We start from the raw sequence: 18,981 nt of genomic DNA on the forward strand, positions 1-18,981 counted from the left end.
ATCTATTTATTAGGACTTCCTAGTACCTTCGGAGTGGAAGCCCCTCACGAAGGAGTGATCTGGCGTGCACGTTCCGGCGCATCCCGTCCGTTTCGTGACCGCCGCGGCCCTGTTCGACGGCCATGACGCGGCGATCAACATCATGCGGCGGATCCTGCAGTCGCAAGGCGCCGAGGTGATCCATCTCGGCCACAACCGTTCCGTCGACGAGATCGTCACCGCGGCGATCCAGGAGGACGTCCAGGGCGTGGCCATCAGCTCCTACCAGGGCGGGCACGTCGAGTTCTTCTCCTACCTGGTCGAGCTGCTGCGCGAGCGCGGCGCCGGCCACGTCAAGGTGTACGGCGGTGGCGGCGGCGTCATCGTCCAGGACGAGATCGATCTGCTCCACGAGCGGGGCGTCACCCGGATCTTCTCTCCCGAGGACGGCCAGCGGCTCGGGCTCCCCGGCATGATCAACAAGCTGATCGAGGAGTGCGACCACGAGCTGACCGGCGAGCCCTCGGCCGAGGCCGTGCTCTCCGGCGACCAGGCCGCGCTGGCCCGCGCCGTCACGCTCATCGAGTCGGGCCGCGCCTCGCAGTCCCTCCTCCAGGGGCTGCGTACGGCCAGCCGTACGGCTCCCGTGCTGGGCATCACCGGCACCGGCGGATCGGGCAAGTCATCGCTGACCGACGAGCTGGTGCGCAGGCTGCGCGTGGACAACGACGACAAGCTGCGCATCGCGATCGTGGCCATCGACCCGACGCGCAGGCGTGGCGGGGGAGCGCTGCTCGGCGACCGGATCCGGATGAACAGCCTGGGCGGGCAGACCTACTTCCGCTCGCTGGCCACCAGGGGCGCGGCCAATGAGGTGCCCGCCTGCCTGGACGACGTGATCACGGCCATCCGCGCGGCCGGCTACGACCTGGTGGTCGTGGAGACGCCCGGCATCGGCCAGGGTGACGCGGGCATCGTGCCGCACGTGGACGTGCCGATCTACGTGATGACGCCGGAGTTCGGCGCGGCCTCGCAGCTGGAGAAGATCGACATGCTCGACTTCGCCGAGGCCGTGGTGATCAACAAGTTCGAGCGGCGCGGAGCAGAGGACGCGCTGCGGGACGTGCGCCGCCAGCTCGTCCGCAACCGCGAGGCCTTCGGCGTCAAGCCGGACGACATGCCGGTCTTCGGCACGATCGCGGCCCGCTACAACGACGCGGGGGTCACGGCGCTGTACCAGCACCTCAAGGGGGTTCTGGTGGACAAGGGCATGCCGGCGGGGCCGGGGCTGCTCCCGCAGATCGAGGGGCGCACGTCGAAGGCGCACGCGGCCATCGTGCCGCCCGCCCGGGTGCGCTACCTGGCGGAGATCTCCGAGACGGTCCGCGGCTACCACGCCGAGACGCTGGAGCAGGCCGGGCTGGCCCGTCGCCGCCAGCAGCTCGCCGCGGTCAGGGAACTGCTGGGGGAGGACGCGGGCACCCGCCTCGTGGAGCTCGCCGAGCAGGCCGATCGCGACCTCACGCAGGAGAGCGGGCGCCTGCTGGCGGAGTGGCCGTCGGTCAAGGAGCAGTACTCGGCCGACGAGCTGGTCGTGAAGGTGCGCGACAAGGAGATCCACACCCCGCTGTGGCGCGAGACCCTGTCGGGCAACCGGATCCCGCGCGTGGCGCTGCCGCGGTTCGAGGACCACGGGGAGCTGCTGCGGTTCCTGCGCAGCGAGAACCTGCCGGGCAGGTTCCCGTTCACGGCCGGGGTGTTCCCCTTCAAGCGGGACGACGAGGACCCGACCCGGATGTTCGCCGGGGAGGGCGACCCGTTCCGCACGAACAGGCGCTTCAAGCTGCTGTCGGAGGGGCAGCCCGCGACCCGGCTGTCGACGGCTTTCGACTCGGTCACGCTCTACGGCCACGACCCCGACCTCCGCCCCGACATCTACGGCAAGGTCGGCACCAGCGGGGTCTCGATCGCCACGCTCGACGACATGAAGGTCCTCTACGACGGGTTCGACCTGCAGGCGCCGAACACCTCGGTCTCGATGACGATCAACGGGCCGGCGCCCACGATCCTGGCGTTCTTCCTCAACGCCGCCGTCGACCAGGCCGTCGAGCGGTTCACCACGGAGCACGGCCGCCCGCCGTACGAAGATGAGGAGCGCGAGCTGCGCGCCAGGACGCTGGCCACCGTCAGGGGGACGGTCCAGGCCGACATCCTCAAGGAGGACCAGGGGCAGAACACCTGCATCTTCTCCACCGAGTTCTCGCTGCGCATGATGGCCGACATCCAGGAATGGTTCATCAGGAACCGGGTGCGCAACTTCTACTCGGTGTCGATCTCCGGCTACCACATCGCCGAGGCGGGCGCGAACCCGATCAGCCAGCTGGCCTTCACGCTGGCCAACGGGTTCACCTACGTCGAGGCGTACCTGGCGCGCGGCATGAAGATCGACGACTTCGCGCCCAACCTGTCGTTCTTCTTCTCCAACGGCATGGACCCAGAGTACAGCGTCCTGGGCCGTGTCGCCCGCCGGATCTGGGCGGTCGCGCTGCGCGAGAAGTACGGCGCGGACGAGCGCGCGCAGAAGCTCAAGTACCACATCCAGACCTCCGGCCGCTCGCTGCACGCGCAGGAGATGGACTTCAACGACATCCGCACCACGCTGCAGGCCCTGATCGCGATCTACGACAACTGCAACAGCCTGCACACCAACGCCTACGACGAGGCCGTCACGACCCCCTCCGCGGACTCCGTACGGCGGGCCATGGCCATCCAGCTGATCATCAACCGCGAGTGGGGCCTGGCGCGCAACGAGAACCCGCTGCAGGGCTCGTTCATCATCGACGAGCTGACCGACCTGGTCGAGGAGGCCGTGCTCCAGGAGTTCGAGCGGCTGTCGGACCGCGGCGGCGTGCTCGGCGCGATGGAGACCGGCTACCAGCGCGGCAAGATCCAGGACGAGTCGATGCTGTACGAGACGCGCAAGCACGACGGCTCGCTGCCGATCATCGGGGTGAACACCTTCAGGAACGGCGACGCCGGCACGCCCAAGACCCCGGAGCTGGCCCGCGGCACCGAGGACGAGAAGCAGTCGCAGCTGGACCGGCTGCACGACTTCCACGAGCGGCACCGCACCGAGGCGCCCGAGGCGCTGGCCAGGCTGCGGGCCGCCGCGATGTCGGAGGACAACGCCTTCGAGGTGCTCATGGACGCGGCCCGCGTCTGCTCGCTCGGGCAGATCACCGAGGCTCTGTTCGAGGCCGGTGGCCAGTACCGGCGCAACGTGTAGCCCTCGCTAGGATCGATCGCATGTCTACCATCACCTTCAAGGGCAACCCGGTCACCGTGGGCGGCACCTTCCTGCAGTCGGGTGACTCCGCGCCGGCCTTCTCCCTCGTGGGCAAGGACCTCTCCGACGTCACCCTGGCCGACTTCGGCAGCCGGCAGAAGGTGCTCAACATCTTCCCGAGCGTCGACACCGGCGTGTGCGCCGCCTCGGTGCGCCGCTTCAACGAGGTCGCCTCCGAGCACCCCGAGGCCGTCGTGCTGTGCGTCTCGGCGGACCTGCCGTTCGCGCAGAACCGCTTCTGCGGCGCCGAGGGCCTGGACAACGTCGTCACGCTGTCGACGATGCGCGGCCGCGAGTTCCTCGCCGACTACGGCGTGGCCCAGGAGACGGGGCCGCTGGCCGGCCTCGCCGCCCGGGCCGTCGTCGTCCTCGACGGCGACAACAAGGTCGTGTACTCCGAGCTGGTTCCGGAGATCGCGCAGGAGCCCGACTACGACGCCGCGCTCAAGGCGCTGCGGTAACGACCTTGTAAGGGTTGACCCCGGCATCGTGATCTAGCGTGGGACGACATGACACAGGTCATCGTCCTCGCCAAGGAGCCGGTGCCGGGGCGCGTCAAGACGCGGCTGACGCCGCCGTTCACGCCGGCCCAGGCGGCGCGGCTGGCCGAGGCCGCGCTCTCCGACACGCTCTGCGCCGTGGGCGCCGGCGTACTGGCCCTGGACGGGTTGCCGGGGATGTGGCTTCCTGCTGGGTTCACGGTGATCCCGCAGCGCGGCGACGGGCTGGACGAGCGCCTCGCCTGGGCCTTCGCCGACGCCTTCCGGCTGCGGTCCGAGCCGCTGGTGCTCATCGGGATGGACACCCCGCAGGTCACCTCCGGGCTGCTGCGGTGCGCCGCGGATGCACTGGCCCGCTGCGACGCCGTCTTCGGTCCCGCCGCGGACGGCGGTTTCTGGCTGCTCGGGTTCCGGCGTCCTGATCCGCGGCTGCTGCTCGGGGTGCCCATGTCGCGGCCCGACACGGGGGCGCTCCAGCTCGCCCGGCTGGTCGAGGCGGGTCTCGACGTCCACCACCTCCCGACGCTCACGGACGTCGACACGGCGGCCGACGTCTACCACGTGGCGGCCCAGGTGCCCGGGTCCCGCTTCGCGGAGACCGTGCGCACTCTCACGGGCCGCGGGGAAGCCGCCGGATGATCGGTGAGCTCTACGCGGACGCGCTCGCCGGGGCGGCGGTCGAGATCGAGTACGTCAACGGGGACGTCGTCCCGCTCGAGGCCGCCCGCTGGTCCACCCCGATCCCCGGGGACGAGGCGATCCTGCGGCACTGCAGCGGGCCGACCCTGGACATCGGCTCGGGTCCAGGACGGCTCACCGTGGCGCTCACCCGCCGCGGCGTCCCCGCGCTCGGCATCGACATCACGCCGCACGCCGTGCACCTGACCCGCCTCGCGGGTGGCCTCGCGCTGATCCGCGACGTCTTCGCTGAGATCCCCGGCACGGGCCGCTGGTCCACCGTCCTGCTGGCGGACGGCAACATCGGCATCGGCGGCCACCCGCAGGCGCTCCTGCGCCGGGTCAGGCAACTGGCCAGGCCCGGCGCCCGCGTCATCGTCGAACTCGCCCCGCCCGCCACCCCCAGCCGCGTCGACCAGGTCCGCCTGCGCAACGCCGGCTCGGCGAGCTCCTGGTTCCCCTGGGCCACGGTCTCGGCCACCGACATTCGCCGCCTGGCCGCCGACGCCGGCTTCACCCTCACCCGGTGCCGCCCCCACGCCTCCCGCTGGCTGGCCCACCTGCACTGACCTTCAGCGGTGCTCCGGATTGGGGTAGTCGAACCGGCATCCCGCGTCCCAGAGCGAACGCTGGTTGCCGTGGGCCGGGATGCCGCCCGCGTCCTTGAGCAGGCGTGCCAAGTGCATCAGGTTCCACGTCATGAAGGTGGTGTTGCGGTTGGTGAAGTCGTTGGCGGGGCCGCCCGAGCCGGGATCGAGGTAGGACGGCCCTGGCCCCGCCTCGCCGATCCAGCCGGCGTCCGCCTGGGGCGGGATCGTGTAGCCGAGGTGCTGCAGGCTGTAGAGCACGTTCATGGCGCAGTGCTTGATGCCGTCCTCGTTCCCGGTGATGAGACACCCGCCGACGCGCCCGTAGTAGGCGTACTGCCCGGCGTCGTTGAGCAGGCTCGAGCACGCGTAGAGCCGCTCGATGACCCGCTTGGTGACGGAGCTGTTGTCGCCGAGCCAGATCGGGCCCGCCAGGACCAGGATGTCGGCGGCCAGCACCCGTTCGTAGATCGCCGGCCACTCGTCGGTGGCCCAGCCGTGCTCCGTCATGTCGGGCCACACGCCGGTGGCGATGTCGTGGTCGACCGCGCGCAGCTCTTCCACCTGCACGCCCTGCTCCCGCATGAGGTGGACGCTGCGGTCGATCAGCCCCTGGGTGTGGCTGAGCTCCGGGCTCTTCTTGAGCGTGCAGTTGATAACCAGCGCACGCAGGTCGTCGTAGGTCATGGCACGATCCAACAATCCTGAGAGCGACGAGTCCATTACATGACGCTTACCGCTTCCGGCCGACGGCGCACAGCAGGCCGGACGTCCTGGTGTCGGGGCCGAAGTCGACGGTCGTGGTGTCGTCGGGATGCCACTCCGGCAGCCACACCAGGCCGGGGTCCACCAGGTCGAAGCCGGACAGCAGTTGCGCGATCCTGCCGCGGCTGCGCAGGGCCAGGGGAGAGGTGGTGGAGCGGTACACCTCGACGCACTTGCGGACCGCCTCGGGGCGGGCATCGCTGGTGCCGTGGGACATCACGACGTAGCTGCCGGGCGCCAGCGCCCCGCGCAGGGTGGCCAGGATCCTGCCGGGACCCTCGGTTTCCGCGATGAAGTGCATGACGGCCGCCAGCAGGACGCCGACGGGCCTGGTGAAGTCGATGGCCTGCCGTACGTCCGGATTGTGGAGGATCTCCAGGGGCCTGCGGAGGTCGCCGGGGACGATCGTGGTGTCGCCGTCGCCCGACAGCAGGGCGCGGGCGTGGACGAGCACGACCGGGTCACGGTCGACGTAGACCACGCGGGAGCCGGGCGGGGCCATCTCGTGCACGTTCTCGCGGGTGGGCAGCCCGGTGCCGATGTCCAGGAACTGCGTGATGCCCGCCCGGCCGAGGAAGCGCACGGCCCGCCCGAGGAAGGCGCGGTTGGCCCGGGCCGCGGCTCGGGCCTCCGGTGCCACGCGCAGGAGCCGCTCGGCGGCCTCCCGGTCGGCGGGGAAGTGGTCCTTGCCGCCCAGGTAGTAGTCGTAGAGCCGCGCGACGTTGGGCGTGTTCGGATCGAAACCCCGTGTTTCCAAGCAATCCCCCGATCTTGATCTTTAGCCCGGAATCATAAGGTCTGGCGGGATACTGGATCCATGGACGATCTCGGCAATCCGGTACCTCTACCCACCCATGTCGAGCGAATCGTCTCCCTCGTCCCCTCCCTCACCGAATCCGTGGCCGCCACCCTGCCCGACGCCCTCGTCGGCGCCACGGACTGGTGCACCCACCCGGCCGAGCTGCCCGTGACCCGCGTCCGCGGCACCAAGAACCCCGACCTGGAGGCCATCAAGGACCTCAAGCCGGACGTCGTGCTCGCCAACGAGGAGGAGAACCGCGCCCCCGACCTCGACGCGCTCCGGGAGGCCGGGATCCCGGTGTGGGTCACGCGCATCAGGACCGTGGACGAGGCGTTCACCTCGCTGGACCGCATGCTCCGCGTCGCCTGCCGCGCGCCCAGGCCCGCGTGGCTCGACGAGGCCGAGGCCGCCTGGCGCGAGCCCTGGCACGGCCCGCGGCGCACGGCGATCATCCCCATCTGGCGGCGTCCGTGGATGGTGGTCGGCCGCGACACGTTCACGGGCGACGTGCTGCGGCGGCTCGGCGTCGACAACCTCTACGCCGGCCACGCCGAGCGCTACCCCAAGGTCCCGCTGCCCGAGCTCACGCAGAGCGGCCCCGACCTGGTCGTCCTGCCGGACGAGCCGTACCGCTTCACCGCCGACGACGGCCCCGAGGCCTTCCCCGGCCTCCCCTGCGCCCTGGTCAGCGGCCGCCTCCTCACCTGGTACGGCCCGTCCCTTGCCACCGCTCCCGCCGACCTCTCCCTCTCCTTGCGGGTCTAGCTCTCTTTCGTACGTCTCCAGGCTTCTCTCGTACGGCGAGCCAGGGGACCGACCACCCGCCGACCAGGGCCGGGCTCCTCGGCTTCCACGCCACTCCAGGCCCACTCGGCCGCCCGCCGTAACGTCTCGCCCAAACCCGCTTCCCCCCTCCCCGCTTCCCGCCGACCTCGTAGGTGGCTCAGGGTGGAGTCGTTGCGGTGGGGAGTGGCGTCGACTCGCCGGAAGCGCCGGGCGCGGGTCCTCAGCCGAAGTGCGGCGGGCGGCGGGTTCCCACGGCTGGCCGTACGGAAGCATCCAAAAGCTGCCGTACGGAAGCATCCAAAAGCTGCCGTACGGAAGCATCCGAGAGCCGCCGTACGGCAGAAGTCTTAAGGGAGAGACGAGTCAACGGTGGTGGGGGAGAGGATGTGTTCCATGACGAGGACGGCGGTGCCGGTGATGGCGGCGTTGCCGGCCAGGGTGCTGGTGACGATGTCGAGGTTGCGGGTCGTGTAGGGGAGGCTGCGGCGGTAGATGCTCTCGCGGATGCCCGTCAGGTAGTGCTCGCGCGTCTCCGCCATGTCGCCGGCCAGGACGAGGACGCCGGGGTTGAGAAGGCTGACCGCCGTGGCCAGGACGATGCCGAGCGTGCGTCCCGCCTCCTGGGTGAGCGCGATGGCCTCGGGGTCGCCGGCCTGGACGAGGCGGACGACGTCGCGGCTGGTGGCGACGCCGAGGTCGGCGGCCAGTGCCTGGCCGCTGGCCAGTGAGGCGACGCAGCCGCGCGAGCCGCAGGTGCAGACCCGGTCGTCCCCCTCGCGCAGCCGCACGTGGCCGATGTTGCCCGCGGCCTGCTCGACGCCGCGGTAGATCTGCCCGTCGACGATGATGCCGGCGCCGATCCCGGTGGAGACCTTGATGAGCACCAGCGCGGGACACGATCGCCAGGACGACCACCATTCGCCCAGCGCCATGGCCTTGGCGTCGTTCTCGACCAGGATGGGCACGTCGAAGGACCTGCGCATGACCTCGGCGATCGGGTGGTCGTCCCAGCCGGGCATGAGGAAGGACCTGATCAGCCGGCCTGAGGTGTGGTCCACCGAGCCGGGCAGGTCCAGCCCGATGCCGCAGACCTCGGCGGGCGAGTGGCCCGTCTTGTCGAGTAAGCGCTGGAAGGCCTGCCGCACCCAGCTGAGCACCGGTTCAGGGCCGAGCTCGATGCGCATCTCGATGTACTCCTCGGCGATCGGCCGGGCGGTCAGGTCGGTGAGCGCGGCCCTGGCGTGCGTGGCACCGAGGTCGGCCACGAGCACGAGCCGGGAGGTGGAGTCGATCGCCAGCACCGAGGACGGCCGCCCGCCCCCTGAGGACGCCACGCCGGTCTCGTGGATGTAGCCGGCCTCGATCAGCCGGTCGACCCGCTCGGTGATCGTCGAGCGGGACAGGCCGGTGTAGGCGATGAGCTCCTTGCGGGTACGGCAGGTGCCATTGCGGATCAGCTGGAGGATCTGTCCTGCCGTCTGCATGGCCCACCCCTTTTCCGCGCCTGCGGTTAGCCTCTCCGTCAGCAGCCGCTCTCCTGCGAAGAAGAGGGATCACGACCACAGATCCTGCCATGAGGGCGATTGTCGGGATCTCGAGGGTCGGCCGCGACAGCCTCAGGGACACCGTCCAGCTCCCCCGCTTCTCGACGGCGCAGGTCAGTGGCGCGACTGGGTGGCCGGTGGTCGAACTTCCCCTTCTGCGGGCGAGTGGCGCGGAGGCTCCGATCGTTTACGGCGGGGAGGAAACGCGGAACGGCGGGTCGTGACGCTCTTCGTGCTCGATGGATACGACCCCGTCGTATCCTCCTTCGGCCGGCGCGTCGAGTACCCCGCGCCGGTCCACCTGCCCGAGCCCGGGCACGCGACAGCGATACCGGCCCTTTTCCCCGATCGCCGACCCCTGGAAGCCATGGCGATTAATCTCCCCCGCCAGTATTTGGGTATCTTTCGGCTGAACATGAGAAACGTCCTAAATGTATGGTGGGGCGGCCTCTATGCGGCGTTTGACGTGCGCGTTCACCTGCGGCCCTTGCTCAGGGTGCAGATTGTTCGCGCAGTAGGCGATCGAGGAAAGCGTGAGTCCGGTATCCGTGAAGATTCTCCCGACGCGGTGGCATTCGGCGTCGTCGAACTGATCTACCCTGATGTGATTTCGGTCGTCCGTGGAGGGCCGCCCGATCACTGCAAGAGTCGGCGGCTCAATGTGCGATGTCGGAAAGGTCGCTTTCCGGAAGACATGCGGTTAGGAACCCCAATGTCATCGGCCCACCTCGAGGGTGTAAGTCCTACACTTAGGCGTGTTGTGCGGGCGGCTGTCGCATGCTTTCAAGCGCTGAATCTTTGACTTCTGGTTGATCAAAAAGCATAAGTGTGGGGAATGCGCGTCATCACCATCGAAGAACCCGGAGTGGTCCGTGTCAGGCGCGAGCTCGCGACGGGCCGCGTGCGGGTGCGCACGCACTGTTCAGGCGTCTCAGCGGGCACCGAACTCACCGCCTCCCGCGGGACGAATCCCTACCTGACCCGAACATCGATCGCCGTCCGGCTGAAGTGCTCCAGCTCGTCTTCGGATTCGCCGAGCGGAGGAGCTCCGGTGCGGACAGCGAGCAAGCAATGCCAACGGAGCCGGAAGCGGCCGCGACCATAGGAGCAGTGCAACGATGAGGCTGGCCGTACAGGAGCAGTTGCTTCCGGGCAGGTCCCTGCAGGAGAAGTTCGTCTTCGCCGTCGACGCCGGGTTCGACGCGATCGAGCTGCGCGGGAAGGGCGACTTCCAGTTCGCCAACCGGCTGACCGAGTTGAAGCGGGCGCTGGCCGACGGTGTGGTGATGCCGACCGTCTGCGTGGACATGCCGCACTTCATCGGCGACTTCGACCCGGCCAGGCGCAAGGACGCGATCCAGCAGCTCAGGTCGCAGCTGACGGTGATCGGCGAGCTGGGCGGGATCGGGGTGACGACCCCCGCCTCATGGGGGCAGTTCTCGCGCCGCCTGCCGCCGTTCGAGCCGCCGCGCTCGCCGCAGGAGGACCGCGAGGTGCTCGCCGAGGCCCTGGTCACGCTGGGGGAGCACGCCCAGCGCTGCGGCGTGCTGATCATGCTGGAGGCGCTCAACCGCTACGAGGACCACATGGTCAACACGCTGGCCGAGGCCGTCTCCTACTGCTCGATGGACTCGATCAAGGTGGTCGGCGACACGTACCATATGAACCTCGAGGAGGACGATCCCTGCCGCTCGCTCGTGGAGGCCGCGCCGTACCTGGCGCACATGCAGATCAGCGAGTCCAACCGCAACCAGCCGGGCACCGGCCACCTGGACTGGGCAGCGCAGCTGAGCACGCTGGACGCCGTCGGCTACGACGGCTACCTGGCCCTGGAGTGCCGCCTGCGCGGCGAACCCGAGATCGTCCTCCCGCAGACCGCCACCTTCATCAGGAAATTCCTATGATCGTCCGTGAGGCCGTGCGAGTCCTCGTCGCCAACTGGGACGGCAGCTACACCGTCCCGTCCAGGCGGCTCTATCCCCACCAGTGGAGCTGGGACTCGGCGTTCGTGGCGATCGGCAGCGCCCGCTGGTCGCCGCGCCGGGCCAGGTCGGAGCTGCTGAGCCTGTTCGGCTCGCAGTGGCGTGACGGCCGGGTGCCGCACATCGCCTTCAACCCCGAGGTGCCGGACGGCGCCTACTACCCCGGGCCCGGGTTCTGGGACGTGCGTGCCCCGTCAGGTTCGGCCACCTCGGGCATCGTGCAGCCGCCCGTGCACGCGCTGGCGGCCTGGCGCGTCCACCTGGCCGAGCCCGACTCCCGGTTCCTGCGCAGGATCTACCCGCGCCTGGTCGCCCAGCAGCACTTCCTGCGTACGGCCCGCGGCTCCGAGCACGGCCTGGTCCACATCGTCCACCCGTGGGAGTCGGGCATGGACAACAGCCCGGCCTGGGACGCCCCGCTCGCCTCCGTCCAGCCGGGACCCGCCGGGGTCACCCGCCGCGACGTGGCCCACGTCAGCGCCGACGAGCGCCCGACCGACCTGGACTACGAGCGCTACACCGCGCTCGCCCGCGCCTACCGCGACACCGGCTACCGCAGGGCGGGCGCGTTCTGCGTGGAGGACCCGCTGTTCAACGCCGCCTACGGGGTGGCGGAGGTGAGCCTGGCCAAGATCGCCAAGGCGTGCGGGCTGGACCCCGAGCCGCACCACCGGGCGGCCGCCGCGATCACCGCGGCGATGGTCGAGCACCTCTACGACGACGGCCTCTTCCACGCCCGCGACGTCCGCACCGGGATCCTGCTCCGCTCGCACAGCGCGGCCGGGCTGGTGCCCCTGCTGCTGCCGGACCTGCCGCGCGACCTGGCCAACGCGCTGATCGGCTCCGCGCTCGACCGCTTCGAGATCCGGGAGGGGACGCTGCCCAGCTACGCGCCCGGCGCGCCCGAGTTCGACCCGGCCCGCTACTGGCGCGGGCCGAGCTGGATCAACCTGACCTGGCTGGTCTGGCAGGGCCTGCGGCACCGCCGCCCCGACCTGGCCGACCTGCTGGCCGACGGCATGATCGCGGCGGTGTCGCAGTCGGGCTTCCGCGAGTACTTCGACCCGTTCACGCTGCGCGGGCACGGGTGCGGCGACTTCAGCTGGTCAGCCGCCCTCATCCTCGACGTGATCGCAGAGCACGGCCTGAACGGCGTGCCGGCGACCGGAGGCCAGATCCGCCAGGAGGCCGGGAGCCTCGGCGAACAGGGCGAGATCGGTGATCACGTGCTCGCGTAGGGCGTGGCCGCGCCGCCTGAGCAGGCCGATCGTCTCGTGCGAGAGCCGCTCCCTGTCCCAGGCGTGCGCCAGCCCCCGCGGCACCCGGCCGCTCGACGCTCAGAGTCTCACCCATCCACCATCCCTTCCGTCGCCGACTGTGCCACGGCCTGCGCCAGGCGGTGCGTCCGTAGCGCCTCGGCGTACGGCACGCGCACGTCGGCCGTGTCCCTGCCCCGGACCGCGTCCACGATCGGGGAAGGCGGACAGCACGTCGGCGTGACGAGCGGCGACGTTTCCCGCACCGATGATGCCGACGCGAGTCGTGGGGGGCACGACCGGCATATCCCACGCATGCGCGAGGCCAAACCACGTCCCCCGGCCGGCCTCGGTCGCGCTGGAGGAGGACGTCGCGTTGAACGCGGGGCCCTGGCTGGAGGTGCCGCCGCCCGACTACGGAGGCATCGAGAACGCTCATAGCGGATCGCTATAACGGCAGGTCTTGGACGGCGGAGCCGTTCCGCCCCCAGGGTTGTGCCCATGGAACTGGGAGTGACAGGGTTGAACGCCAAGGCCACGCTGGGGCCCGCGCAGACGGTACGGCTGGCCGGGCTGGCCGAGGAACTGGGATACCGGTCATGGTGGGCCGGCGACCACGTGGTGCTGCCGAGCCCGCGGGTCCCCGCCTCGCCGATGGAGGCCACCGACCCGATCCTGGACCCGCTGGTGCACCTGGCCTACGTCGCCGGCGCCACCCGGCGGATGGAGCTCGGCACCGGGATCGTCATCCTGCCCCAGCGCAACCCGCTGGTGCTGGCCAAGCAGGCCGCCAGCCTGGACGTGCTGAGCGGCGGCAGGCTCCTGCTCGGGGTCGGCGCCGGCTACCTGGAGCCGGAGATGGCGGCGGTCGGCGTGCCGTTCGCCGAGCGCGGCAGGCGCACCGACGAGTACCTCGACGCCATGCGCTCGCTGTGGAACGACCCCGCACCCTCCTACCACGGCAGGTACGTGACCTTCGACCACGTCGACGCGCACCCGCGGCCGGTCAGCAAGGGCGGACCCCGGGTGGTGGTCGGCGGGCACAGCCCGGCCGCCTTCCGCCGCGCCGTCGCGCGCGGGCACGGCTGGTTCGGCAACGGCGACGGCCCCGGCGACCTGGCCAGGCACCTGAAGGGGCTCGAACGGGCCGCCGCGGAGGTGGAACGCCCGGACTGGCTGGGACGGCTGGAGATCAGCTACATGCAGTTCGGCGAGATCGACCCCCGGGAATACGCCGAGCTCGGCGTCGACCGGCTCGTGGTCTACCCGCTGCCACTGGAGGACCCGGACGACGTCGCCCGCTTCCTCGAACGCCACGCTAGGAGAATCCCCGAGGCAGCACCGTGACCGGGCAGGCGGACGCGCGCAGCACCTTCATCGCCAGCTCGCCAAGGAACACCCGGTGCGGCTGCGCGTCCTCGCTGGCCGCGCACACCAGCAGCTCACCGGGCAGCCACTCGATGCCCTCCACCGCCGCCACCACGTCGTGCCCCTCGGCGATCTCCGACTCGGCCTCGATCCCGGTGCTCTCCCAGGCCAGCCGTACGGCCAGCGCCAGGTCGTCGCCGAGCCGACCGGTGTCCTCCGTGCGCAGGTCCAGCGTGATCAGCCGCAGCGGCACGCCCAGCCGCAGCGCGGCCTGCGCCACCCGCTCCACCGCCTCGTCGCACTGCGGCCGGTGGACGTAGGCCAGCGTGAGCCGGGATGCCGCCTCGGCCGGGACGTAGTCGCGCGGCGCCAGCATGACCGCCTCCGACGACAGGTGCAGCAGGTGGTCGGAGGTGCTGCCGATGGAGATCCGCCCGTGCTGCCCGCTCCGGGCGGAGCCCACCACGATCAGATCCGCCCTGATCCTGCTGGCCAGCACCGACAGGCCGCGGCCCGCGCCCCTGCTCTCGAAGGCCATGTACTCGGCAGGGACGTCGCCCAGCTCCATCGCCGCGTGCGCCAGGTTGGCCTGCGCCTCGACCGCCAGTCCCGGGCTGCCCGGCGGGTAGATCGTGGCCACGGTCAGCTCGCCGCCGGTGATCCGCGTGATCGCGGAACCGAGTGCCAGAGCGTCCCTACCACCCTCGTCGTCGGTGTATCCGACGACCACGTGCTCACCGATCACGCTGCCTCCCTACCCGCTGTGAACTGGGAATACGCGGCGATTATCGAGCGTTATCGCTTTTTGGAGGCGCTAAGTGAAGATCACGCTTGACATCGAGTTCAATGGTTCCCTCGGCCGGGTCACTCTGGCAGAAGCCGTGAAGCACCTCAAGGCTCACGAGCTCGCATGTACCGTCTCACCGGAAACGGTCGAGCAGAAGGTCTCCGTCTTCTCCGACTGCGTCGAGCGCGGGTTCACGCCGCTCCGCAGCGAGATCATGGCCGCGTACTACGTCGCCACGCGGGACGCCACCAGCGAGGCCTTCGACCGCGGTCTCATCACCGAGGGCGAGCTGCGGCAGCGCCGGGTCGACCTGGATCGCCTGGTGCTCAGATCGGTTGGATAGCTCTTAAGGTCGTGTCCATCGCCTGTTAACCGATTGGACACGTGTGTACCGCGACATCGTCGACTTCTCCCTGACCACCCCCGCCTGGTTGCGCTCGCTGGCCGAATTCGGCACCGACGCCGGGCTGTTCGTGTTCGCCGCGCTGTTCGCGCTGACGTGGTGGCGCCTGCGCCAGGCACCCGCCCGCGACCTGGCGATCGCGATCGCGGGCCCGGCCGGCGTCGTCTTCGCCTACCTGGTGAGCGAGGTCGTCAAGGTCCTGGTCAGGGAGGACCGGCCGTGCCGCGGCATCACCACGATCGCGGCCTGCCCGCCCGCGGGCGACTGGTCGTTCCCGAGCAACCACTCGGTGATCGCCGCCGGCGCCGCGGGCACGCTCGTCCTGGCCTGGCGGGCGCTGGCCTGGGTGGGGCTGCCGCTGGCCGTACTGATGGCCTTCTCACGGGTGTTCGTCGGGGTGCACTACCCGCACGACGTGGCCGCCGGCCTCCTCGTAGGGCTGGTGGCCGCGCCGCTGTTCGCGCTGCTCGCGGTCGGAGCCGTCACTCCTGTGGTACGGCTCGCGCGAAGCCGTCCGTAGCCGTGACCAGCCGGTCCACGATCCCCGGCTCCGTGGCCGCGTGCCCGGCGTCGTGCACCACCTGGAAGTCGGCCTCCGGCCAGGCCCTGTGCAGGTCCCAGGCGGTCGTCATCGGGGTGCACGCGTCGTAGCGGCCCTGCACGATCACCGCGGGGATGTGCCTGATCCTGTCGACGTTCCCGATGAGCTGCTCGGGCTCGAACCAGCCCAGGTGCGTGAAGAAGTGGTTCTCGATCCGGGAGAAGGCCAGCGCCATCTTGTCCTCGCCGAACTCGGCCACCAGCTCCGGGTCGGGCAGCAGCGTGATCGCGCCGCCCTCCCACTGCGCCCAGGCCTTGGCCGCGGCCAGCCTGGCCTCCTGGTCCTCGCCCTCCAGCCGCCTGCGGTAGGCCCCCATCAGGTCGTCCCGCTCCTCGGCGGGGATGGGGGCGAGGTACCCCTCCCACAGGTCGGGGAACAGGAAGTTGGCGCCCTCCTGGTAGAACCAGTGCAGCTCGTGCGGGCGCAGCGTGAAGATGCCGCGCAGCACCAGCTCGGTCGTGCGCTCCGGATGCGTCTGCGCGTAGGCCAGTGACAGCGCGCTGCCCCACGAGCCGCCGAACACCTGCCACCGCTCGATCCCCAGGTGCTCGCGCAGCTTCTCCATGTCCGCCACCAGGTTCCAGGTGGTGTTGGCCGCCAGCGAGGTCGCCGGGTCGCTCGCGTGCGGCAGGCTGCGGCCGCAGTTGCGCTGGTCGAACAGGACGATCCGGTACAGCTCCGGGTTCCACTGCCTGCGGTGCTTGGTGGTGCAACCGCCGCCGGGGCCGCCGTGGAGCATGACCGCCGGCTTGCCCTCAGGGTTCCCGCACACCTCCCAGTAGATCTGGTTGCCGTCGCCCACGTCGAGCAGGCCGGAGTCGTACGGTTCGATGGGCGGGTACAGGGTTCGCATATCGGCGATCCTAGAGTGGGGCCATGGAGCTCGTGACTATCGATGACATCCGGGCCGCAGCCTCCAGAATCGAACCCGTTCTCGTGCGGACACCGCTGGTGCCCATGGGCGAGGCGTGGATCAAGCCGGAGAGCCTGCAGCGCGTCGGTTCCTTCAAGATCCGCGGCGCCTACAACGCCGTGTCCCTGCTGAATCCCGCCGGGGTGGTCACCCACTCCTCCGGCAACCACGGTCAGGCCCTCGCCTACGCGGCCTCGCGGTTCGGGATCCCCTGCACCGTGGTGGTCCCCGAAGGGACACCCCAGGTCAAGATGGACCGGATCGCCGGCTTCGGCGCGGCGCTCGTCGTCGTCCCGCCGCCCGAGCGGATCTCGGCCGCCACCCGGATCGCCGAGGAACGCGAGCTCACCATGATCCCGCCCTACGACCACCTGGCGGTCATCGCCGGTCAGGGGACGATCGGGCTGGAGATCCTCGACGAGCTGCCGTCCGCCGAAGTCGTCCTCGTGCCGGTCAGCGGGGGCGGGCTCGCCTCCGGCATCGCCTCGGCCGTCAAGGCCCTCGATCCCTCGGTGCGGGTGATCGGCGTGGAGCCCGAGCTCGCGGCCGACGCCCAGGAGAGCCTGCGCGCCGGGCACCCCGTCTCCTGGGACACCTCGCGCACCTTCCGCACGATCGCCGACGGGCTGCGGGCCGACCTCTCCGAGCTCACCTTCGCCCACCTGCGGGAGCACCTGGACGACATCGTCACGGTCACGGAGGAGCAGATCCGCGACGCCATGGCCTACATCGCCCGCACCACCCGCCTGATCGCCGAGCCCAGCGGCGCCGTCACCACGGCCGCCCTCCTGGCGGGCCTCACCCCACCCGGCCGCACGGTCGCCGTCCTGTCCGGCGGCAACGCCGACCCCACCCTCCTCCGCTCCATCCTCTAACCCTCGCCCGGCAGGCCCCGAGTAACCCTTGTACGGCAGGCCCCGAGTCAACCCTTGTACGGCAGGCCCCGAGGCCGCGCCCCGGCGGACCGTCTTTGTACGGCGGGCACACCCCGGGATCGCCTACCCCCGGGGCGCTACTTCCCGGCGCCGGGTCGGCGGGAAGGTGTACGGCGAGGCCGCCGGGACCGTGGTGCCCGGGGAACGAAGCGTCGTAGCGGCGCTCAGCCACGCATCACCGGAGGAGCGTCTCCCTGGACGGAGCCCAGCCGAAGTGCGGCGACTGGCGGTGGCGGCAGCCTCGCCGTACGACAGAAGTCACGTCCAGGTGAAGCGGGACAGGAACTCCTGCGAGCCGGTGGCGTACTCGTGGAAGGCGCGCTGCACCTCGGCCAGGTCGTCGACCATGGTGCTGCGCAAGGTGCCCTCCTTGTACTCCAGCTCGTACCCCGGCGACACCTGGATGAAGTGGAGCCCGAAGACGACGAGCGCGGCGAAGGGGTTCTGCGGCGAGAGCGTGGCGAGCGTGTCGTGGACCAGCCCCAGGTCAGGGTCCGTGACGATCATGCCGTCGCCGGTGTGGAGCTGCATGCCCTCGTACACCCCGAGCGGGGCGAGGTTGTGCACGAGGTCGCGCTGCGGGTCGTAGCAGACCAGTCCGTGGGCGCGGGCGACGGCGAAGACCTGGGTGGACATCTCGTCCATGGAGTCCATGTCCATCGTGACCAGCACGTGGTCCTGCAACACCGTGACCTGCCCGGGCAGTTCCTTGGCGTACGCGGGCACGGGCCCCTCGGCGGGCCGGGTCTTCTTGGTCGCCAGATAGACGGCCCGGGCCCGATCGCGGGGGATCGGCTCGGGTTCCCGCCAGACCATCAACTCAGCGCTCACCCGTCCATTCTGGTGGAAGCGCCGCCGAACTTCGCGGACCGCCCGCGAACACCCGCCCAGTCCGGGCTCCGCCCGCGAGTCGGCTCGTTACTCGTCGAAGCGGCCGCGCCTGAGGTCGTCGAGGAAGCTCACCCAAGCCTCCTTGCTGAACGACAGAGTGGTGCCGTCTGCGCTGTTCCTGACGAGGACCCTGTCGGGCAGCGCGGCCACCTCGACGCAGTTTCCGTTGTTGCACCTGCTCGATCGCCGCCAGTTCGGCTCTTCGGGAGTCCGGGGGGACGTCGCGTCGCCGAACCCGCTGGTCGTGCTGTGGCGCTGGCGGTACGAGCTGGCGCTGCTCATCGGGATCCCGCTGGCCGTGTACGCGTTCGGGCCCTTGACCCTGACGGCGGGCGTGATCCCCGTCGCCGCGGTCCTCTGGCCGCCCGCCCGATCAGAGGTGTGGGGGAGGATCCGCTGCGTCGTGACGGCGCACAGGATCCGGGTCGGCTTCGTCGAGGCGTACATCGCCAACCGGCGCGGCAAGATCCCGCCGATCCTCTGGTGCGCGCCGGCGCCGTTCGGTGAGCGGGTGTGGGTGTGGTGCCGCGCCGGGATCACGCCCGCCGACCTCGAGCGCGGGCGCGCGGTCATCGCCACCGCGTGCTGGGCCGCCGACGTCGTCGTCCGGCCGCGGGCCGGGAGCCCGCACTGGGTCCTGCTCGACGTCATCCGCGCGCGGCATGCCATGGATCGGTGGGCCGCCGCGGATTCCGCGCCGACAGAGGCGGCCCGCTTCACGTCCTCGTGATCCTGTACGGCGGGCCGCCCCGACCGGCCGCCCGCCGTACATGGCGCCGACCTGCGCCGTACACCTTCCCGCCGACCCGGCGCCGGGGAGAGCCGATGTCGTGGGGCCCGGCGAGGCGTCTGGAGAGG

Annotated in this window: 18 protein-coding genes; 11 read left to right on the plus strand and 7 right to left on the minus strand. The window is 70.5% G+C overall.

All coding sequences use genetic code 11. The features are described 5' to 3' along the window. The first annotated feature begins 64 nt into the window (after positions 1-64). From icmF to KIK09_RS23135, 4 genes are read left to right on the plus strand one after another with little or no spacing between them, the layout of a single operon-like run. A complete protein-coding gene (icmF, locus tag KIK09_RS23120; RefSeq protein WP_214321354.1) occupies positions 65-3,265 on the plus strand; it encodes a fused isobutyryl-CoA mutase/GTPase IcmF in 3,201 nt (1,066 codons plus the stop codon). A 20-nt stretch (positions 3,266-3,285) separates the two neighbouring features. After that, on the plus strand, positions 3,286-3,786 hold the full coding sequence (gene tpx / locus KIK09_RS23125; RefSeq protein WP_214321355.1) for a thiol peroxidase: 501 nt from the start codon (positions 3,286-3,288) through the stop codon (positions 3,784-3,786). Between the two features lie 48 nt (positions 3,787-3,834). Next, a complete protein-coding gene (locus tag KIK09_RS23130; protein WP_214321356.1) occupies positions 3,835-4,464 on the plus strand; it encodes a TIGR04282 family arsenosugar biosynthesis glycosyltransferase in 630 nt (209 codons plus the stop codon). Then, positions 4,461-5,072 carry a class I SAM-dependent methyltransferase gene (locus tag KIK09_RS23135; RefSeq protein WP_214321357.1) on the plus strand — a complete coding sequence of 204 codons (612 nt, stop codon included), beginning with the start codon at positions 4,461-4,463 and terminating at the stop codon, positions 5,070-5,072. Before KIK09_RS23130 ends, KIK09_RS23135 begins: the two co-directional genes overlap by 4 nt. Before the next feature lie 3 nt (positions 5,073-5,075). On the opposite strand, the gene KIK09_RS23140 is transcribed toward KIK09_RS23135, so the two are convergent. After that, entirely contained in the window at positions 5,076-5,777 is a 702-nt protein-coding gene (locus tag KIK09_RS23140; RefSeq protein ID WP_275956233.1) for a flavodoxin family protein, read from the minus strand. 46 nt (positions 5,778-5,823) lie between these two features. Beyond that, positions 5,824-6,612, minus strand: coding sequence for an SAM-dependent methyltransferase (locus KIK09_RS23145; RefSeq protein WP_214321358.1), 789 nt, complete (start codon positions 6,610-6,612; stop codon positions 5,824-5,826). Between the two features lie 60 nt (positions 6,613-6,672). Here KIK09_RS23145 and KIK09_RS23150 point away from each other — a divergent pair, with 60 nt between their 5' ends. After that, positions 6,673-7,422 (plus strand): helical backbone metal receptor, encoded by a 750-nt coding sequence (locus KIK09_RS23150; RefSeq protein ID WP_214321359.1) that lies wholly within the window; start codon positions 6,673-6,675, stop codon positions 7,420-7,422. Positions 7,423-7,790: 368 nt separating this feature from the next. Here KIK09_RS23150 and KIK09_RS23155 read toward each other — a convergent pair whose 3' ends face one another. Then, entirely contained in the window at positions 7,791-8,927 is a 1,137-nt protein-coding gene (locus KIK09_RS23155) for an ROK family transcriptional regulator (protein ID WP_214321360.1), read from the minus strand. A 1,178-nt stretch (positions 8,928-10,105) separates the two neighbouring features. On the opposite strand from KIK09_RS23155, the gene KIK09_RS23160 reads away from it, so the two are divergent. The 3 genes from KIK09_RS23160 (at position 10,106) to KIK09_RS23170 (ending at position 13,572) form a co-directional block, all read left to right on the plus strand. Further along, positions 10,106-10,891, plus strand: a complete 786-nt coding sequence (locus tag KIK09_RS23160) for a sugar phosphate isomerase/epimerase family protein (protein WP_214321361.1) — start codon at positions 10,106-10,108, stop codon at positions 10,889-10,891. Then, positions 10,888-12,207, plus strand: coding sequence for an MGH1-like glycoside hydrolase domain-containing protein (locus tag KIK09_RS23165; protein ID WP_214321362.1), 1,320 nt, complete (start codon positions 10,888-10,890; stop codon positions 12,205-12,207). The genes KIK09_RS23160 and KIK09_RS23165 overlap by 4 nt, the downstream gene beginning before the upstream one ends. A gap of 519 nt (positions 12,208-12,726) precedes the next feature. Continuing rightward, on the plus strand, positions 12,727-13,572 hold the full coding sequence (locus KIK09_RS23170) for an LLM class F420-dependent oxidoreductase (protein ID WP_214321363.1): 846 nt from the start codon (positions 12,727-12,729) through the stop codon (positions 13,570-13,572). Here the strand turns inward: KIK09_RS23170 and KIK09_RS23175 are convergent. Beyond that, positions 13,544-14,338, minus strand: coding sequence for a universal stress protein (locus tag KIK09_RS23175; protein WP_308164244.1), 795 nt, complete (start codon positions 14,336-14,338; stop codon positions 13,544-13,546). The genes KIK09_RS23170 and KIK09_RS23175 overlap by 29 nt on opposite strands. A gap of 73 nt (positions 14,339-14,411) precedes the next feature. On the opposite strand from KIK09_RS23175, the gene KIK09_RS23180 reads away from it, so the two are divergent. Next, entirely contained in the window at positions 14,412-14,723 is a 312-nt protein-coding gene (locus KIK09_RS23180; RefSeq protein WP_214321364.1) for a hypothetical protein, read from the plus strand. Between the two features lie 43 nt (positions 14,724-14,766). Then, positions 14,767-15,303 (plus strand): phosphatase PAP2 family protein, encoded by a 537-nt coding sequence (locus tag KIK09_RS23185; RefSeq protein WP_214321365.1) that lies wholly within the window; start codon positions 14,767-14,769, stop codon positions 15,301-15,303. On the opposite strand, the gene pip is transcribed toward KIK09_RS23185, so the two are convergent. Continuing rightward, positions 15,266-16,237 (minus strand): prolyl aminopeptidase, encoded by a 972-nt coding sequence (pip, locus tag KIK09_RS23190; protein WP_214321366.1) that lies wholly within the window; start codon positions 16,235-16,237, stop codon positions 15,266-15,268. The genes KIK09_RS23185 and pip overlap by 38 nt on opposite strands. 23 nt (positions 16,238-16,260) lie before the next feature. On the opposite strand from pip, the gene KIK09_RS23195 reads away from it, so the two are divergent. Further along, positions 16,261-17,172 (plus strand): threonine ammonia-lyase, encoded by a 912-nt coding sequence (locus tag KIK09_RS23195; RefSeq protein WP_214321367.1) that lies wholly within the window; start codon positions 16,261-16,263, stop codon positions 17,170-17,172. Positions 17,173-17,490: 318 nt separating this feature from the next. Here the strand turns inward: KIK09_RS23195 and KIK09_RS23200 are convergent, their stop codons facing one another. Together KIK09_RS23200 and KIK09_RS60115 are read right to left on the minus strand one after the other, a co-directional pair. After that, positions 17,491-18,063: a hypothetical protein gene (locus tag KIK09_RS23200; protein WP_308164245.1), complete on the minus strand. Its 573-nt coding sequence runs from the start codon at positions 18,061-18,063 to the stop codon at positions 17,491-17,493. Positions 18,064-18,150: 87 nt separating this feature from the next. After that, a complete protein-coding gene (locus KIK09_RS60115) occupies positions 18,151-18,792 on the minus strand; it encodes a DUF397 domain-containing protein (protein WP_308164265.1) in 642 nt (213 codons plus the stop codon). Positions 18,793-18,981: the final 189 nt, after the last annotated feature.

The organism is Nonomuraea sediminis, from assembly GCF_018531495.1.
GTDB classification, from domain to species: Bacteria; Actinomycetota; Actinomycetes; order Streptosporangiales; family Streptosporangiaceae; genus Nonomuraea; species Nonomuraea sediminis.

Excerpts from the sequence above, each read along its gene's own strand:
- tpx (WP_214321355.1), top strand. The coding sequence starts at position 3,286 with ATGTCTACCATCACCTTCAAGGGCAACCCGGTCACCGTGGGCGGCACC.
- KIK09_RS23135 (WP_214321357.1), top strand. The coding sequence starts at position 4,461 with ATGATCGGTGAGCTCTACGCGGACGCGCTCGCCGGGGCGGCGGTCGAG.
- KIK09_RS23140 (WP_275956233.1), bottom strand. The coding sequence starts at position 5,777 with ATGACCTACGACGACCTGCGTGCGCTGGTTATCAACTGCACGCTCAAG.
- KIK09_RS23165 (WP_214321362.1), top strand. The coding sequence starts at position 10,888 with ATGATCGTCCGTGAGGCCGTGCGAGTCCTCGTCGCCAACTGGGACGGC.
- KIK09_RS23130 (WP_214321356.1), top strand. The coding sequence starts at position 3,835 with ATGACACAGGTCATCGTCCTCGCCAAGGAGCCGGTGCCGGGGCGCGTC.
- KIK09_RS23160 (WP_214321361.1), top strand. The coding sequence starts at position 10,106 with ATGAGGCTGGCCGTACAGGAGCAGTTGCTTCCGGGCAGGTCCCTGCAG.
- KIK09_RS23155 (WP_214321360.1), bottom strand. The coding sequence starts at position 8,927 with ATGCAGACGGCAGGACAGATCCTCCAGCTGATCCGCAATGGCACCTGC.
- KIK09_RS23150 (WP_214321359.1), top strand. The coding sequence starts at position 6,673 with ATGGACGATCTCGGCAATCCGGTACCTCTACCCACCCATGTCGAGCGA.
- KIK09_RS23195 (WP_214321367.1), top strand. The coding sequence starts at position 16,261 with ATGGAGCTCGTGACTATCGATGACATCCGGGCCGCAGCCTCCAGAATC.
- KIK09_RS60115 (WP_308164265.1), bottom strand. The coding sequence starts at position 18,792 with ATGGCATGCCGCGCGCGGATGACGTCGAGCAGGACCCAGTGCGGGCTC.
- KIK09_RS23170 (WP_214321363.1), top strand. The coding sequence starts at position 12,727 with ATGGAACTGGGAGTGACAGGGTTGAACGCCAAGGCCACGCTGGGGCCC.
- pip (WP_214321366.1), bottom strand. The coding sequence starts at position 16,237 with ATGCGAACCCTGTACCCGCCCATCGAACCGTACGACTCCGGCCTGCTC.